Annotated in this window: 17 protein-coding genes and 7 tRNA genes; 8 read left to right on the forward strand and 16 right to left on the reverse strand. The window is 71.2% G+C overall.

The genetic code is table 11. The features are described from left to right. The first annotated feature begins 47 nt into the window (after positions 1–47). Entirely contained in the window at positions 48–1,403 is a 1,356-nt protein-coding gene (locus ABGA98_RS42760; RefSeq protein WP_347624211.1) for a M28 family peptidase, read from the forward strand. A 197-nt stretch (positions 1,404–1,600) separates the two neighbouring features. Here ABGA98_RS42760 and arsM read toward each other — a convergent pair whose 3' ends face one another. Together arsM and ABGA98_RS42770 are read right to left on the reverse strand one after the other, a co-directional pair. Then, positions 1,601–2,830 (reverse strand): arsenite methyltransferase, encoded by a 1,230-nt coding sequence (gene arsM / locus ABGA98_RS42765; protein ID WP_347624212.1) that lies wholly within the window; start codon positions 2,828–2,830, stop codon positions 1,601–1,603. A gap of 12 nt (positions 2,831–2,842) precedes the next feature. After that, complete coding sequence (locus ABGA98_RS42770; RefSeq protein WP_347624213.1) at positions 2,843–3,178, reverse strand: metalloregulator ArsR/SmtB family transcription factor; 336 nt, start codon at positions 3,176–3,178, stop codon at positions 2,843–2,845. Between the two features lie 19 nt (positions 3,179–3,197). On the opposite strand from ABGA98_RS42770, the gene ABGA98_RS42775 reads away from it, so the two are divergent. Then, positions 3,198–3,368, forward strand: a complete 171-nt coding sequence (locus ABGA98_RS42775) for a hypothetical protein (RefSeq protein WP_347624214.1) — start codon at positions 3,198–3,200, stop codon at positions 3,366–3,368. On the opposite strand, the gene ABGA98_RS42780 is transcribed toward ABGA98_RS42775, so the two are convergent. From ABGA98_RS42780 to ABGA98_RS42840, 13 genes are all read right to left on the reverse strand, one after another. Further along, positions 3,352–3,666, reverse strand: coding sequence for a DUF6204 family protein (locus ABGA98_RS42780; RefSeq protein ID WP_347624215.1), 315 nt, complete (start codon positions 3,664–3,666; stop codon positions 3,352–3,354). The genes ABGA98_RS42775 and ABGA98_RS42780 overlap by 17 nt on opposite strands. Continuing rightward, a complete protein-coding gene (locus tag ABGA98_RS42785; RefSeq protein ID WP_347624216.1) occupies positions 3,654–4,307 on the reverse strand; it encodes a TetR/AcrR family transcriptional regulator in 654 nt (217 codons plus the stop codon). Before ABGA98_RS42785 ends, ABGA98_RS42780 begins: the two co-directional genes overlap by 13 nt. A 172-nt stretch (positions 4,308–4,479) precedes the next feature. Further along, positions 4,480–5,115: a response regulator transcription factor gene (locus ABGA98_RS42790; RefSeq protein WP_132628382.1), complete on the reverse strand. Its 636-nt coding sequence runs from the start codon at positions 5,113–5,115 to the stop codon at positions 4,480–4,482. Next, positions 5,108–6,346, reverse strand: coding sequence for a sensor histidine kinase (locus tag ABGA98_RS42795; protein WP_347624217.1), 1,239 nt, complete (start codon positions 6,344–6,346; stop codon positions 5,108–5,110). Before ABGA98_RS42795 ends, ABGA98_RS42790 begins: the two co-directional genes overlap by 8 nt. A gap of 3 nt (positions 6,347–6,349) precedes the next feature. Continuing rightward, positions 6,350–7,069: an ABC transporter permease gene (locus ABGA98_RS42800; protein ID WP_347624218.1), complete on the reverse strand. Its 720-nt coding sequence runs from the start codon at positions 7,067–7,069 to the stop codon at positions 6,350–6,352. Beyond that, the gene (locus ABGA98_RS42805) at positions 7,066–7,983 is read right to left on the reverse strand and encodes an ABC transporter ATP-binding protein (protein WP_347624219.1); all 918 of its coding nucleotides are present in this window, start codon (positions 7,981–7,983) and stop codon (positions 7,066–7,068) included. The genes ABGA98_RS42800 and ABGA98_RS42805 overlap by 4 nt, the downstream gene beginning before the upstream one ends. Before the next feature lie 146 nt (positions 7,984–8,129). Further along, positions 8,130–8,198, reverse strand: a tRNA-OTHER gene (locus ABGA98_RS42810). 37 nt (positions 8,199–8,235) lie between these two features. Further along, positions 8,236–8,315 (reverse strand) — tRNA-Tyr (locus ABGA98_RS42815). A 12-nt stretch (positions 8,316–8,327) separates the two neighbouring features. After that, a tRNA-Val gene (locus ABGA98_RS42820) sits at positions 8,328–8,404 on the reverse strand. Positions 8,405–8,417: 13 nt separating this feature from the next. Further along, a tRNA-Arg gene (locus ABGA98_RS42825) sits at positions 8,418–8,492 on the reverse strand. Positions 8,493–8,510: 18 nt separating this feature from the next. Then, positions 8,511–8,583 (reverse strand) — tRNA-Glu (locus ABGA98_RS42830). A 25-nt stretch (positions 8,584–8,608) separates the two neighbouring features. Beyond that, positions 8,609–8,681, reverse strand: a tRNA-Leu gene (locus ABGA98_RS42835). A gap of 1 nt (position 8,682) precedes the next feature. Beyond that, positions 8,683–8,758, reverse strand: a tRNA-Gly gene (locus ABGA98_RS42840). A gap of 316 nt (positions 8,759–9,074) precedes the next feature. Between ABGA98_RS42840 and ABGA98_RS42845 the strand changes: the two genes are divergently transcribed. After that, complete coding sequence (locus ABGA98_RS42845) at positions 9,075–9,926, forward strand: MerR family transcriptional regulator (RefSeq protein WP_347624220.1); 852 nt, start codon at positions 9,075–9,077, stop codon at positions 9,924–9,926. A gap of 11 nt (positions 9,927–9,937) precedes the next feature. Here the strand turns inward: ABGA98_RS42845 and ABGA98_RS42850 are convergent, their stop codons facing one another. Continuing rightward, on the reverse strand, positions 9,938–10,360 hold the full coding sequence (locus ABGA98_RS42850; RefSeq protein WP_347624221.1) for a nuclear transport factor 2 family protein: 423 nt from the start codon (positions 10,358–10,360) through the stop codon (positions 9,938–9,940). 49 nt (positions 10,361–10,409) lie between these two features. On the opposite strand from ABGA98_RS42850, the gene ABGA98_RS42855 reads away from it, so the two are divergent. The 5 genes from ABGA98_RS42855 to kdpA all read left to right on the forward strand — a co-directional run bounded on the left by ABGA98_RS42855 (position 10,410) and on the right by kdpA (position 14,707). Further along, positions 10,410–11,015 carry a PadR family transcriptional regulator gene (locus tag ABGA98_RS42855; RefSeq protein WP_347624288.1) on the forward strand — a complete coding sequence of 202 codons (606 nt, stop codon included), beginning with the start codon at positions 10,410–10,412 and terminating at the stop codon, positions 11,013–11,015. Further along, positions 11,002–11,808 (forward strand): SGNH/GDSL hydrolase family protein, encoded by an 807-nt coding sequence (locus ABGA98_RS42860; protein ID WP_347624222.1) that lies wholly within the window; start codon positions 11,002–11,004, stop codon positions 11,806–11,808. Before ABGA98_RS42855 ends, ABGA98_RS42860 begins: the two co-directional genes overlap by 14 nt. 139 nt (positions 11,809–11,947) lie before the next feature. Continuing rightward, entirely contained in the window at positions 11,948–12,604 is a 657-nt protein-coding gene (locus ABGA98_RS42865; RefSeq protein ID WP_347624223.1) for a maleylpyruvate isomerase N-terminal domain-containing protein, read from the forward strand. 352 nt (positions 12,605–12,956) lie between these two features. After that, positions 12,957–13,046, forward strand: coding sequence for a potassium-transporting ATPase subunit F (locus ABGA98_RS42870; RefSeq protein WP_347624224.1), 90 nt, complete (start codon positions 12,957–12,959; stop codon positions 13,044–13,046). Beyond that, a complete protein-coding gene (gene kdpA, locus ABGA98_RS42875; RefSeq protein ID WP_347624225.1) occupies positions 13,046–14,707 on the forward strand; it encodes a potassium-transporting ATPase subunit KdpA in 1,662 nt (553 codons plus the stop codon). The genes ABGA98_RS42870 and kdpA overlap by 1 nt, the downstream gene beginning before the upstream one ends. Position 14,708 lies beyond the last annotated feature (1 nt).

The raw sequence follows: 14,708 nt of genomic DNA on the forward strand, positions 1-14,708 counted from the left end.
CCGGCCGGTTCTCAGGACGGGGTTCAGGGCGCCACTGGGTGCTGCGGATGACCAGCACAGCATCCGACCTCGGCCAGGGCGGGCCGGATCTGGCCGCCCTGGTGGAGGCGGTGTCGGCCACCCGCATGCACGCCGTGGTGTGCGAGCTGGCCGGCGACCGTTACGCCGGGCGTCGCGTGGGCACGTCCGGTGGCCGCGCCGCCGCGACCTGGCTCGCCGCGCGACTCGGCGAGCTGGGCGCCCAGGTGCAGCTGTCGGATTTCGACGTGGTGGGGGTGCGCGAGTTGTACGCGACGCCGGTGCTCGAATGGACCGGCGCCGGACAGACACGGCGGCTGGAGCACCGCCGCGACTTCGTCGAGCACCTTGCCTCCGCCGAACTGCCACACCCGCGCTCTGCGATCCTGGTCAAGGTCCCCGAGACCGGCGATGCGGACGGTTCGGGGACCGGGCTGCGCGAGCGGTGGGTGCTGGCCGAGGCCGCGAACTGGGGGCGAGCGTGCGAGCTGGCCGAGGCGCAGGGCGCGGCCGGAGTACTGACCGTGCGCGGCACCGACGCCGAAGGCTGGATGCCCAAGATGATCGCCGGGCCGCCTGCCCGCGCGGTGCCCATCATCGCCGTGCACCCGGAGGTCCATCGGCGCCTGGCCGAAGCGCTGGACGGTGGCCCGGTTCAGGTGACCGGCTCGATGCCGTTGCGGCAGATCGCCACCCGAGGCCGCAACATCTACGCCCGCCTCACGCGCCTTCCTGGCACCGAGACTGGCACCGAGACTGGCACCGGGACTGGCACCGGGACTGGCACCGAGGTCGGCGGCCACCGAGGCGGCAACGCTCACGGCGGCGGGCAGGCCGGGCTGCGGGTACTGCTGAGCGCGCACTACGACGGCGTCGGCGACGATCCCGACCGGCGCCTGCCCGCGGCGGCCGACAACGCCTCCGGGGTGGCCGCGGTCCTGGAGGCCGCCCGCGTGCTGGCCGCCGCGCCGCCACCCAGGGTGCCGGAGTTGACGGTGGCGTTCCTGGACGCGGAGGAGGCGGGCGCGTGGGGCTCGGCCCACAACGCCCCCACCCTGCCGCCGGACACGCTCGTGATCAACCTCGACGGTGCCGCGCACCTTCACCAGGCCGCCGCCGTCGAGGCGGGCGGCCCCGCCCATGCTCTGCTCGCCACCCTCGACCAGGCCGCCCGCTTGACCGGAGTGCCCTTGCGGGCGGGCGCGATGGCCTCTGACAACCGCCGCTACGCCGCCGCCGGGCTGGCCGCGATCGGCATCGGCATGGGCATGCCCGGCTATCAGACCCCCGCCGAAACCCCCGACCGCGTCCAGCCGGACACCCTGGTGGCAGCGGCCCGACTGCTGGTAGCCACCGTGTGGCTGCTGGCCGCCCAGCGGGCCTGATCACTGAACGAGGGCACCATCCGGCCAGGAGCCGCTGTGCTTTTGGATCCCGACAGGGCAGCCACCCGAGTGCCCTCCCCACCGGCGTGAAACGGGCGCCGCCCTGCCTTCTCAGGGAAGCGGCCGGCGCCGTCGGTCCGTGTTGGGCAGGCCAGCCAGTTGAGCAGCAGCGAGGAGCCCGACCTCTTTGAGCACCTTCAGGCTCTGACCACAGCGCTGCGGCGTTCGATCAGCATCACGTCACGCCAGACGCCGTGGTGGCGGCCGATGCGCTCGCGCGCGCCCACCATCCGGAAACCGAGCGCCTGATGCAGGCTCAGACTTGCGGCGTTCTCCGGGAAGACGCCCGACTGGATCGTCCACACGCCGGCGTCCTCGGTGGCGGCGATGAACGCCGACAGCAGCGCGCGGCCGATGCCGTGGGCCTGGCAGCCGGGGTGGACGTAGATGCTGTGCTCGACCACGCCCGCATACACGGGACGGGACGACACCGCCGAAGCCGCCACCCAGCCGAGCAGCTCACCGGAGTCGCCATCGGTCGCCACGTACCGCAGGTGCGGCAACCGGCTCGCCGTGAACCCCTCCCAGTTGGGCGCGGTGGTCTCGAAACTGGCCTGGCCGGTGTCCAGCCCGGCCTGGTAGATGGCCAGCACCTCGGCGGCGTCGCCCTCGCGCATCGGCCGGATCTCCAGACCGGGCCCAATGGCGGGCTTGATCGCCTGGACGATGGCCGAGTGCACCCCATCGCCATGATCGGCGCTCAACGTGATGGCGATCTGGACGAATCCGGCCGCGGCCAGCAGGTCCCGGTACTCCTGCACGGTGAGCGATCCGGCCGCGCAGCCGATGCGCTGTTCGGCCCGCTGCCGCGCCTGCTCGTCGAGCGCCTGTGAGGTGACGACGTCGCTGACGCCGAACCGGCCGCCGGGCCGCAGCACCCGGAACGCCTCGGCCAGCACGGCGGCCTTGTCGCCGGACAGGTTGATCACGCAGTTGGAGATGACCACGTGCACCGATCTTTCCGGCAGAGGCACCCGCTCGATTGTGCCGTGCAGGAACTCCACGTTGGCCGCGCCGGCCTGCTCGGCGTTGCGCCGGGCCAGTTCCACCATGTCCGTGCTGGCGTCCACCCCGTACACCGTCCCGGACGGGCCGACGCGGCGCGCCGACAGCAGCACGTCGATGCCACCGCCCGAGCCGAGGTCGAGCACCGTCTCGCCGTGGCGCAGGTCGGCGACGGCCACCGGGTTGCCGCAGCCCAGGCTGACCCGCACCGCCCCCTCGGGCAGCACGGCCAGGTCGTCGTAGCCGGCCGCGCCGAAGCCGCCCTGCTCGAACGCGTCCTGCCCGCAGTCGGTGACCGTCCGGCCGGCGTCCGCGGCACGGGCCAGGGCGGAGTAGTGATCGATGATCTCATCGTGCGCCATGACCAGGCTCCTTCACTCGCAGGTGGGCGCGGACGGGACGGGATTGCCCATGACCACGTCGGCGGCGGTCGGGAAACAGTTCACGCAGTTCTCGTTGATCCGGTACAGGCTGGACGTGCCCTGCCGGTCGACCAGCACGAACCGCACCTCCGCCAAGATCTTCAGGTGGTGCGAGACGGTGGACTGCCCCACCCCGGACGCGGCCACGATCTCGCCCACGCTCATCGGCGCGCGCCGCCGCGCCAGCAGCGACACGATCTGGATCCGGGTGGCGTCGGCCAGCGCCTTGAACCAGCTCGCGTACTCCTCGGCCTCCGCACGCGGCAAGGGCCCCTTGTTCTCATCCATCGTCTATCGACGATATTCGATGAATCAGGAAAGCGGAAGCCCAGCACTTCCCTCGCACGAGGCCGCCGACGCCTTCCTCGCCACCCCGCGCACGGCCAACCCCAACACCCGCCGCGCCTACGCCACGGCCATCGACAAGGCCGTGGCGTCACCCGCATCCCGCCTGAGCGCTCTCACGCGCGCCCGGTGAGTCCCGGCCGGCGTCCGCCCCGCCGGATCCTGATGTCGCGCATGTCGGTCACCCCGATCTTCAGGATCTCGTACGCGTGCCCGTGCGCCTCCAGCGCGGCCATCGCGCCCAGAGCCGCCTCGTCCTCGCCGTCGTCCGGCCCGGCGGGCACCTGGCAGCGGAAGGTGAACGCCGAGACGCTCTGGTCGTGGGTGAACGTGCCGGCCTCGGTGAAGACGGTGCCGCTCGCCGCCCGCACCCTGGCCCGGCCGGCGTCGTCCAACCCCGCGAACTTGCCCCTGATCGTCACCCTGAACATGGTCGTTCCTCTCGTACGGCATAGGTGAGAACCCGCTCGCCGAGCACGCTCTCCACGGTGTCGAGCAGATCCAGCACCCGCTCGGCGATCACCTCCGGCCGCTCCCCCGCGGTGGTGCGGCGGGCGATGTCGCCCAGGACCAGCGCGTGCAGCGACCCGATGTGCCAGGCCATCACGCGCGGCAGCGGGTCGTCCGCGGCCGCGCCGGTCTCCTCGGCCAGCGCGGCGGCCAGCGTGTCCGTCATCCGGCGGCCCAGGCCTTCCAGCCGGGCGGCCAGCGTGGGGGCGGCCAGCATCATCTCCAGGACCCGTCCGAACCCCGGGCTGAGGCCCACCTGGCGCTCGCGCCCGCGCACCTCCTGGCGCAGCCGCCCCAGCACGGCCCCCGCCGCCGACTCGCCCGGCTCGCGCGCCCGCACGATGTCGGCGAGCCGCTGCGGCGACGCCTCATCCGGCGGCAGGACCAGGTCCTCCTTGGACTCGAAGTAGTTGTAGACGGTGTTGACCGACACCTCGGCGGCCGCCGCGACCTCGGCGATCGTCACGCTGTCGAAGCCGCGCTCCACGAACAGGCCGAGGGCCGCCTCGGAGATGCTCTGCCGGGTCCGCCGCTTCTTCCGCTCCCGCAGCCCTTCCGTCATGAACGGGAACCTACTGCAAAAGTTCAGTCGACTGCAATTTTTTAGTCGACTGAACTCCTAGTACCGCGGATCCGTCCGGTGTCGTCAGCTGCCGAGACAGGTCAGTACGGCGCGCACGCGGCGATGCCCCCTTGCGCTGTGCAGGTGGGCCTGACCGGCCGGCCCGGCCGGCTCATCCCCTGGGGAGGAGACCTCGCTGGAAGGCGGCGGCCACCGCCGACGCACGGTCGTTGACGCCCAGCTTGGCGTAGATGTGCAGCAGGTGTGTCTTGACCGTGGCCTCGCTGATGAACAGGCGGGCGGCCGCCTCCCGGTTGGTGGTGCCCTGCGCGATCAGGTCGAGGATCTCCAGCTCGCGCCCGCTCAGCGGGTCGGCGGGGGCGCGGACCTGACCGAGCAGGCGGGTGGCCACCGACGGGGAGAGCGCCGCCTCCCCGCGCGCCGCCGCGGCGACCGCGCGTGCCAGTTCCTCCCTCAGCGCGTCTTTGAGGAGGTAGCCGGTCGCGCCCGCCTCGATCGCGGGCAGCACGTCGCTGTCGGTGTCGTACGTGGTCAGCACCAGCACCCGCGCCTTGAGGCCCAGCCGGGCGAGCTCCCTGATGGCCGTCACCCCGTCCATCCTGGGCATCCGCAGGTCCATGAGGATGACGTCGGGGTCGAGTGCCCGCGCCAGGTCGACGGCCTGGGCGCCGTCGCCGGCCTCGGCGACCACCTCGAAACCGGGATCGCCGGCGAACATGCCGCGGATGCCGTCGCGGACGATGGGGTGGTCGTCGGCTATCAGCAGCCGGACGGGGGCCTCAGGCACTCCGGGACTCCTCAGGGGTGGTGGCGGCGAGCGCGGTGATGGCGGGCACGACGGCGGAGACAGCGGTGCCGGCCCCAGGCTCGGACTCGATCTCGAAGGCGCCCGCCAGGCGGGTCACCCGGTCGCGCATCGACACCAGGCCGAAGCCGCCGCCGTCGAGCGCGCGCGCCCGGTCGAAGCCCGCGCCGTCGTCGCGCACGTCGAGGCTGACCACGTCCTCCATGTAGGACAGCGTGAGCCCGGCCCGCGACGCGTCGGCGTGCTTGGCGATGTTGGCCAGCGCCTCCTGGGCGATGCGGAGCAGGGTCGCCTCCACCTCGGGATGCAGGGGACGCGCCGTGCCGGTCGTGGCGACCTCCACGCGCACGGCGTTCAGCTCCGACCACCGGGCGGCGATCTCCGCGAGCGCCGCCGGCAGTGGGGCGGACTCCAGCGGGCCCGGCTGGACGGCGTGCACGGATCGGCGGGCCTCGGCCAGGCTTTCGCGGGCCAGCCCCACCGCGTGGTCGAGGTGCCGCCGCCAGGCCTGCGGGTCGGCCTCGGTCTGCACGGCCGCCTGAAGCTGCGTGATGATGCCGGTCAGGCCCTGGGCGAGCGTGTCGTGGATCTCCCTGGCCATGCGCTGGCGCTCGTCGAGCACGCCGGCCTCGCGGGCCTGGACGAGGAGCTGGGCGTGCAGGCCGGCGTTCTCCCGCATCGCCTCCTCCAGCCGCGTCACCATGCGCTTGCGTTCGGCGCTGCGCTCGGCCGTGACCTCGCCGACGAAGCTGAACAGGCTGACCACGGCCACGATGGCGACGGTGAAGAGCAGGTGGGTGGCGATCGCGGTCGGGGTGGGCTCGGGCAGCCCTCCGGTGTAGGCCGTGATGGAGATGGCCGCCGTGGCCGTCACACCGGCGAACCTCCACTTCCCCTTCAGCAGGTGCCAGGCGTGGAGGTATCCGGTGAAGGCGAAGAAACTGCCGAACCACAGTCCACGCGAGCAGAGCACCGCGATCAGGATCACCAGGCCCGTGACGTAGACGGCCGGCTGGCGGCCGGGCATGAACCAGATCCACGCCGCGGCGAGCGCGGAGAGGCCGAGCGTGACGAGATGGTACGTCCCCGGCCGGTCGTCGGCCAGCCATGACAGCGCCATCGAGATGGCCAGCAGGACGTACGGGACGGCGGTGAGGAGCCGCTGCAGCAGCCGCTCCCACCGGTCAAGACGGGCGCCGTCCCCTGTCGTCATCACTCACTCCCAGCGGAAGAACCTGGCCGCGGCGAGACTGACGACCACCGCGTACGCGGCCATGACGCCCAGCACCAGCGGGTCCGGCGACAACCCCGCCCAGACGTCATGGAGGGCCTGCCGGAACGCGCCCATAGGGGTGAACGCGCCGATGCGCGCCAGGATATCCGGCATCTGGTTCACCGGTTGCATGAGCCCTGCGAGGTAGGCCAGCGGAAAGTACAGCAGCACGCCCACCCCGTTGGCGGTGCGCCCGTTCGCCGCCACCGCCGCGATCAGCAGGCCGATGGCGAACATCGCGGCCGTGCCGAGCAGGAACACGGCGGCGATCCGCAGCGCCTGGGAGGGAACGTGCGCGCCCAGGACGGTGCCCGCGACCGTGATCAGCAGCGCGCAGGCGGTCAGCGCCAGCACGAACTGCAGGATGAGCTGCACCGCCAGCATGCTCCCTGGCCGTACCGGGGTGGTGGAGAGCCGGCGCAGGATGCCGCGTTCGCGGTAGGTGGCCAACGTGGTCGGCAGCTGGTACAGGCCGACGAGCCCGACGGCGATCACCAGCGTCATCGGCAGCAGCATCGTGTCGCCGGGTGGGATCGAGCTGCCGAAGACGACGAGGATGAACAGCGGGATGAGCACCGAGAAGATCGAGCCGGGCTCGCGGGCCAGCAGCTTGAGCTCGACGGTGGTGAGCTTGGCGATGACGGTCACGGGGATCTTCCTCACGGGTGGAACGAGCGGCCGGTCAGGGCGGTGAACGCGTCGTCGAGCGTGCGCTTGTCGATGCGCAGGTCCGCGACGGGGATGAGGTTGCGGGCCAGTGCCGAGGTGACGGCCGTGGCGAAGTCGCCCCGGCCCGTCACGCTCACCCCGTCGCCGTCGCGGGTCACGCCCGAGACGCCGGGAAGGCCGCTCAGCAGGGCGACCGGGTCGCTGGCGTCCCCGGCCATCAGCGTGAACCGCATCTGGTGCTCGGCGTCGACCCCGTCGATCAGCTCCGCCGGGCTGCCGGTCGCGACGATGCCGCCCCCGTCGAAGACCGCGACGCGGTCGCAGAGCTCCTCCACCTCGTCCATGAAGTGGCTGACCAGGACCACGGTGACACCCGACGCGCGCACCTGCTTGATCAGCTCCCAGGTGGCGCGGCGGGCCTGCGGGTCGAGCCCGCTGGTGAGCTCGTCGAGGAAGGCCACCTTCGGGTTGCCCACCAGGGCCAGGGCGATGAACAGCCGCTGCTTCTGGCCTCCCGACAACTTGCTGAAACGGGCGTCGCGCTTGCCGGCCAGCCCCCATTGTTCCAGCAGCTCGCGCCAGTCGCGCGGCTCGGCGTAGAAGGAGGCGTACAGGTCGAGCGCCTCCCACACCTTGATGTTCTCGGGCAGTTGGGTGTGCTGGAGCTGCACCCCGATGCGCTCGCGCAACGCGCGGCCGTCGCCGATCGGGTCGAGCCCGAGCACCCGGATCGTGCCGCCGTCGGGCCGCCGCAGACCCTCCACGCACTCGACGGTGGTGGTCTTGCCGGTGCCGTTGGGCCCGAGCAGGCCGAAGATCTCGCCCTGCTCGACCGAGAAGGAGACGCCGTTCAGAACCGTGTGGTCGCCGTACCTCTTGGTGAGGCCGGCGACGTCGATGACTGCCATGCGTAAATCATGGTTTCGCAGCTCACGGCGGGGATCGACCCGCCGGCCATGCTCGGCGGCGGATCGGGCTGAGCGCGGAATCCACCGAACGGTGGATGGCGCGCTCAGCCCGGTCGTGTTCACGGCGGTCCCGGCCGGACAGAGAAAGACGCAGGCGAGAGTCGAACTCGCACGGACGGCTTTGCAGGCCTACCTCCGCACCCGCGGACTGCGCCAGGCCCGCCTCGGCCCCCATCCCGTCGAGGCGGATCGTGCGCGAGGACGGAGTCGAACCGCCACAGCCGAAGCGCCCGGTTTACAGCCGGGTGGGCTCCCCTGTGCCCAGCTCGCGCGGGGGAAATTCGTGGTCGGCCCGGCAGGAGTCGAACCTGCGACGCCCGGTTTGTAAGACCGGCGCTCTGACCACCTGAGCTACAGGCCGTGGTTTGGCCAAGTGGCCCCAGCAGGATTCGAACCTGCAACGGACCCGGCTTCGTAGGCCGGCGCTCTCTCCATTGAGCTATAGGGCCGGAAAAACATAGTGGTAGCACCCCGTACCGGATTTGAACCGGTGTTCTCCCGGGTGAAAGCCGGGCGTCCTGACCGCTAGACCAACGGGGCCTGCCTCGACATGCGTCGAGGTTCGTACGTCCGGCGGGATTCGAACCCGCAACACCCGGCTCCTGAGGCCGGTACCTCTCCCCTTGGGCTACGGACGCGTGGAGCCGCAGCGGGGGCTCGAACCCCGTCCTGCTGGGTGGAAGCCAGCTGCCTTAACCCGTTCGGCCTCTGCGGCGTGATGCGCTCATGGAATTGTCAAAAGGCGTCGGCCCGTATGCGGGCATGGACAAGAGAAAAGGCCGCCCGATGGGATCCGGCGGCCTCTGGATGAGTGTGGCGAGAAGTTATCCAGAAGCCTGCCCGGCCAGGCCGCAGCCGAGCACCACAAGTCGGCGGCAGCTGCGCCGTTCCCGCTCCAGGGTGGTGACCGCGTAACGCATGACTGGCCTTTCCTGACGTTTCCGATCTCGACGGAGTAAACATTAACCGGCGGTCGCCGGCGGATGCCACTCATTTATTCAGACGTACCGGCCGCCGATATGGTTTCCGCCGTGGCCGCCGGGCCGCGGCCCGGCGACACCGGCTTTACTAGGGGCATGCGGATCGGAGAGCTGGCCGCGCTGCTCGGGGTGTCGACCCGGACGGTGCGCCACTACCACCAACAGGGCGTCCTGCCGGAGCCGCCGCGCCTGGCCAACGGCTACCGCCACTACGGCATGCGCGACGCCGTCGCCCTGGCCCGCGTACGCCGCCTGGTCCAGCTCGGGCTGAGCCTGGACGAGGCACGAGGCGTGATCGCCGACGACCGGTCGAGGGAGCTGGCCGAGATCCTGGCCGAGATCGACGCGGATCTGGCCAGGCAGGAAGGGGAGATCCGGGAGCGGCGGGCGAAGCTGGCGGAGGTGCTCAGGCGGGCCGAGACGGGGTCGCTCGACCCCGACGACATCGCCTCGCCCGACCTGGTGGCGTTCCTGCGCGTGGTGGGTCTGCCCGAGTCGAAGGCGGCGGCCTGGGACCGCGAGCTGCTGGTGCTGATGGACAGCGTGGCCGGCGAGCCCGGCAGGAGCCGCGCCTTCGGGCAGCTGGAAACGCTGGCCGCCGATCCGGAGGTGACGGCCATCGGGCACGAGTTCTACCGCAGGCTGGACGAGCTGGCCGACGCCGAGCCCGGCGACCCCAGGATCGCGCCGCTGGCCCGCTCGCTCGCCGACTACAGCATGGAGCACCTGCTGGCCGATTCCGGGCTGGGCGCGCACGGGTGGGATCCGTCACTGCTCGAGCCGATCCTCGACGGGCTGGCCCCGGCGCAGGCCGAGGCCGTGCGCCAGGCGATCGGGATCATCGCCGGCGAAACAGCGGGCGGGATCGCGAAGGACGCCGGCACGTCCGCCACGGCCGGGTAGCGCCCGAGGGCTCAGCGCGCCGGTACGAGCCCGTCGGCGACGAGGCCGTCGAGGACCGCCTCGCCCAGCGCTTCGACCGCGGACTTCGGGCGCACCATCACCGTGAACTCCTTGATCAGGCCGGCCTCGTCCAGGTGGATGAGGTCGATGCCGTGGATCTGCCTGCCGCGTACGGTGGCCTGGAAGACCAGGACGATCGACGGGGTCTCGGCGCCGTCGGCGCCGGTCTGGGCGGCGCCGTCGAGCCGGCCGGCGTACCGGAAGTCCTCGAAGACGCGCAGTAGCACGCCGAACAGCCCCAGGACGGCGGGCTTGCCCTCGAAGGGGGTGAACGTCACCGGGCTGTAGAGGCGGACGTCGTCGGTGAACAGCTCGTCCAGCGCGGCGAGATCGCGCCGCTCGACGGCGGCCCTGAAACGGTCGGCGGCGGTCATGGCCCGTCCTTCCTAGCAAAAAAGGCGAATAGTCAGTTTCTTGACTAGCATGACGGTGTTCGTACGGGAAGAGGAGGACGTCGCGATGGCGTTGCGGCACGCCGTGCTGGCGGCACTGTTGGACGAGGAGCTCAGCGGATACCAGCTGGCCAAGGCGTTCGGCCTGGGCGTGGCCAACTTCTGGCACGCCCTTCCCCAGCAGCTCTACGCCGAGCTCGCCCGGCTGGAGCGCGACGGGCTGGTCAGCGGCCGGGAGGTGGTGCAGGACACCCGGCCCAACAAGCGCCTGTTCACCGTGACCGACGCCGGCCTGGCCGAGCTGGAGCGGTTCGCGGCGACCGCCAACAAACCCTCCTTCATCCGCGACGACCTGCTCGTGAAGGTCCAGGCCGCCGACCACGTCGCCGCCGGCGCGCTCATCGAGCAGCTCGTGGAGCGGGCCGCGTTCGCCGACGCCAAGATCGAGCTGCTCGGCGGCCTGCTGCGGAAGCTGCGCGGCGGCATGAGCGAGGAGGAGTTCCTGCGCCACGGCGAACGCATCGGCCCTTACCTGACGTGCCTGCGCGGCATCGCGTTCGAGCAGGGCAACCGTGACTGGTGCCGCCGGAGCGCGGCGATCCTGGAAGAGAGGCGGACGGCGCATGCGCGAGGGTGACGACCTGCGTTACGTCGCGCTGGGCGACAGCCAGACCGAAGGGCTCGGCGACGGCGACGACGCCAGCGGCCTGCGCGGATGGGCCGACCGGCTCGCCGAGCAGCTCGCCTCCGCCGTTCCCGGCCTCCGGTACGCCAACCTGGCCGTGCGCGGGCGCGTGGCCGCCCAGGTCCACGCCGAACAACTCCGGCCGGCTCTCGCCCTGCGCCCCGACCTGGCCACCGTCGTCGCCGGGGTCAACGACCTGCTCCGGCCCCGGTTCGACGCCGACGAGGTGGGCGGCCACCTGGAGGCGATGTTCGCCGCGCTCACCGCCCAGGGCGCCCGTGTGGCCACCGTCACCTTCCCCGACCTGGCGCGGATCACCCCGCTCGCCCGCCCGTTCAGCCCGCGGGCCGCAGCGCTCAACCAGCGCATCCGCGCCGCGGCCCGACACCACGGGGTCGTCGTCGCCGAGACCGCCCACCACCCGGTCGTCACGGATGCCCGGTTGTGGAGCCCCGACCGGCTGCACGCCAGCCCGCTCGGGCACGAACGCATCGCCGCGGCGGTCGCCCACGCGCTGGAGTTGCCCGGCAGCAGCGACGCATGGACGCATCCCCTGCCACCCGAGCCCGACCTGTCCTGGTGGCGCGCCGCGGGTGCGGAGCTGCGCTGGGTCGCCGGCTTCCTCGGCCCCTGGGCCGGCCGGCGCCTGCGCGGCCGCTCCTCCGGTGACCACCGCACCGCCAAACGCCCGGAACTGCTGCCCGTCGGTGCGCAGGCCCCCTTACGTGAGGAGCGAACAAAGTAGTCGGTTCTGATGTGCAACCGGCACTACCCGGCGGTCCTGGCCTCGATGAAGGAGAAGCGGTGAGTGCCCGGCCGGGCGGTCGGGCTGACCGTCGCGAAGGCGTTTGCCGGCTTTCGCGGCGCCGCACTACGGTGACGGCATGGATCTCTTCTCGCGCTCCTGGACGGCGTTGCGCACGGCGGTCGCCGACCTGCCCGACGAGGACTTCGCCCGGCCGTCCGGCTGCGCGGGCTGGCTCGTGCGAGACCTCGCGTGTCACCTGATCATCGACGCCCAGGACGTTCTGATCACGCTCGTGACCCCTGCGGAGAAGGACCCGACCTGCGACGCGGTGACCTACTGGAAGGTCGGCTCGACGCCGCCGGCCGGTGACGACCCGCTCGACGCGCTGATCGTCCGGCTGGCCGCCGCGTACGAAGAGCCGCGGCTGCTCAAGTTCCACCTCGACGACGTCGGCTCCGCCGCCGGCCGCGCCGCCGAACTCGCCGACCCGCGCAGGCGGGTCGCCACCCAGGACATGGTTCTCACCGCGGGCGACTACCTGTCCGCGTACGTCCTGGAGTGGACGCTGCACCACCTCGACCTGATCGCGCACCTGCCCGACGCGGAGGAGCCCCCCGCTGAAGGGCTCGCCCGGTCCAGGGAGATGCTGGAGAAGATCGCAGGGACCGCGTTCCCCGCGTCGCTCTCCGACAAGGACGCGCTGCTGGTCGGCACCGGGCGACGCGCCGCGACCGGCGCGGAGAAGGCCGCGCTGGGAGACCTGGCCGCGCGCCTCCCCTTCGTCATCGGCTGATCGCCGGAGGATCGCTGCCGCAGCTTTCCCCATGTCAAAGCATCAGGTCAACGCTCCAACCGCGCCCAACCGCACGGGCGCCGGTCCCGAGATCATCGCGGGATCCCTGATCGCCCGGCACACGCCGGGGCGTAGCAATGGCGTCAATTATCGGGCTCTAGTCGTATAAAACCCGTCAAGAACTGCAAGGCGTCTGAAATTCCGGGATTTGCTTGCCTCAACGCCGCCCGCTCCGGCGGTCGAAACACCTATCACCCAGTTGAGGAGTGAGGATGACGGACGTCATCTTCGTCGGCCTGACGATCGCGGTGTTCGTGATCCTCGGGCTGGTTGTGAAGGCGGTGGAGCGGCTGTGAACGCCGTCAACGCCGCAGGCCTGGTCGTGATTGCCGGCCTCGTGGTCTTCGTGGTCGCGGCCCTGCTGTTCCCGGAGCGGTTCTGATGTCCTCGACTCTGGCCGGGATCTTGTTCATCGCGTCCCTGCTGCTCGCTCTCGCGCTGTGCTACCGGCCGCTGGGCGACTACATGTACCGCGTCTACACCGGCACCGAGCACTCGCGGGTCGAGCGGGTGATCTACCGCCTGACAGGCGTGCGACCCGGCAGCGGGCAACGCTGGGGCGTCTACGCGCGTAGCGTGCTGGCGTTCTCGCTGGTGTCGATCCTGTTCCTGTACGGCCTGCAGCGGCTGCAGAACCACCTGTTCCTGTCCCTGGGCATGGAGCCGGTGGAGCCGGCGCCGGCTTGGAACACCGCGGTCAGCTTCGTCACCAACACCAACTGGCAGGCCTATTCCGGCGAGTCCACGATGGGCCACGTGGTGCAGACCGCGGGCCTGGCGGTGCAGAACTTCGTCTCCGCCGCGGTCGGCATGGCGGTGGCGATCGCGCTGGTGCGCGGGTTCGCCCGCACGAAGAGCGACACGCTGGGCAACTTCTGGATGGACCTGGTCCGCGGCACGATCCGCATCCTGCTGCCGATCGCCTTCGTCGCGGCCCTGGTACTGGTGGCCGGTGGCGCGATCCAGACGTTCGCCGATCACAGCACGTGGACGACGCTGACCGGCGGGGAGCAGACGTTCACCCCGGCCGCGGCCGCCTCACAGGAGGCGATCAAGGACCTGGGCACCAACGGCGGCGGCATCTTCAACGTCAACTCGGCCCACCCGTTCGAGAACCCGACAACGTGGACCAACTGGCTGACGATCTTCCTCCTGTTGGTGATCTCGTTCTCACTGCCGCGCGCCTTCGGCCGGATGGTCGGCGACAACCGGCAGGGCTACGCCATCGTCGCGGTGATGGCGAGCATCTTTTTGATCAGCGTGACGCTGACCAACTGGGCCGAATTGAGCGCGGGCGGCACAGTGCCGCAGGCCGTCGGGACGGCGATGGAGGGCCGCGAGACGCGCTTCGGCGTGTCGAACTCGGCCATGTTCGCCTCCTCCACCACCCTGACCAGTACCGGCTCGGTCGATTCCTTCCACGACTCCTACACCGCGCTCGGCGGCGGCATGCTGATCTTCAACATGCTGCTCGGCGAGGTCGCCCCCGGCGGCGTCGGCGCGGGCCTGTACGGCATGCTGATCCTCGCCGTGATCACCGTTTTCGTGGCCGGGCTGATGGTCGGCCGCACCCCTGAATACCTGGGCAAGAAGATCGGCGCCCGCGAGATCAAGCTCGCCTCGCTCTCCTTCCTCATCACCCCGGCGCTGGTGCTGGTCGGCACGGCGGTGGCGATGGCCACCGCGACGGGACGGGCGGCGATGCTGAACAGCGGCCCGCACGGCCTGTCGGAGATCCTGTACGCCTACACCTCGGCGTCCAACAACAACGGCTCCGCCTTCGCCGGTGTCAGCGTGAACACCCCGTTCCACAACACCACACTCGGCCTGTGCATGGCTCTCGGCCGCTTCCTGCCCATCGTGCTGGCCCTGGCGCTGGCCGGCTCCCTGGCCCAGCAGGCGCCCGTTCCGGCGGGCGTGGGCACGCTGCCCACCCACCGGCCGCAGTTCGTCGGCATGGTCGTCGGCGTGACGATCATTCTGGTCGCCCTCACCTTCCTGCCCGCGCTGGCGCTCGGGCCGCTCGCAGAAGGAATCCGCTAGC

Origin of the sequence: Nonomuraea sp. B1E8, assembly GCF_039871515.1 — a bacterium.
GTDB lineage: Bacteria > Actinomycetota > Actinomycetes > Streptosporangiales > Streptosporangiaceae > Nonomuraea.

Bases quoted from the DNA above. Each gene is read 5' to 3' on its own strand.
- ABGA98_RS42760 (WP_347624211.1), top strand. From the start codon at position 48: ATGACCAGCACAGCATCCGACCTCGGCCAGGGCGGGCCGGATCTGGCC.
- arsM (WP_347624212.1), bottom strand. From the start codon at position 2,830: ATGGCGCACGATGAGATCATCGATCACTACTCCGCCCTGGCCCGTGCC.
- ABGA98_RS42770 (WP_347624213.1), bottom strand. From the start codon at position 3,178: ATGGATGAGAACAAGGGGCCCTTGCCGCGTGCGGAGGCCGAGGAGTAC.
- ABGA98_RS42775 (WP_347624214.1), top strand. From the start codon at position 3,198: ATGAATCAGGAAAGCGGAAGCCCAGCACTTCCCTCGCACGAGGCCGCC.
- ABGA98_RS42780 (WP_347624215.1), bottom strand. From the start codon at position 3,666: ATGTTCAGGGTGACGATCAGGGGCAAGTTCGCGGGGTTGGACGACGCC.
- ABGA98_RS42785 (WP_347624216.1), bottom strand. From the start codon at position 4,307: ATGACGGAAGGGCTGCGGGAGCGGAAGAAGCGGCGGACCCGGCAGAGC.
- ABGA98_RS42795 (WP_347624217.1), bottom strand. From the start codon at position 6,346: ATGACGACAGGGGACGGCGCCCGTCTTGACCGGTGGGAGCGGCTGCTG.
- ABGA98_RS42805 (WP_347624219.1), bottom strand. From the start codon at position 7,983: ATGGCAGTCATCGACGTCGCCGGCCTCACCAAGAGGTACGGCGACCAC.
- ABGA98_RS42850 (WP_347624221.1), bottom strand. From the start codon at position 10,360: ATGACCGCCGCCGACCGTTTCAGGGCCGCCGTCGAGCGGCGCGATCTC.
- ABGA98_RS42855 (WP_347624288.1), top strand. From the start codon at position 10,410: ATGACGGTGTTCGTACGGGAAGAGGAGGACGTCGCGATGGCGTTGCGG.
- ABGA98_RS42860 (WP_347624222.1), top strand. From the start codon at position 11,002: ATGCGCGAGGGTGACGACCTGCGTTACGTCGCGCTGGGCGACAGCCAG.
- ABGA98_RS42865 (WP_347624223.1), top strand. From the start codon at position 11,948: ATGGATCTCTTCTCGCGCTCCTGGACGGCGTTGCGCACGGCGGTCGCC.
- kdpA (WP_347624225.1), top strand. From the start codon at position 13,046: ATGTCCTCGACTCTGGCCGGGATCTTGTTCATCGCGTCCCTGCTGCTC.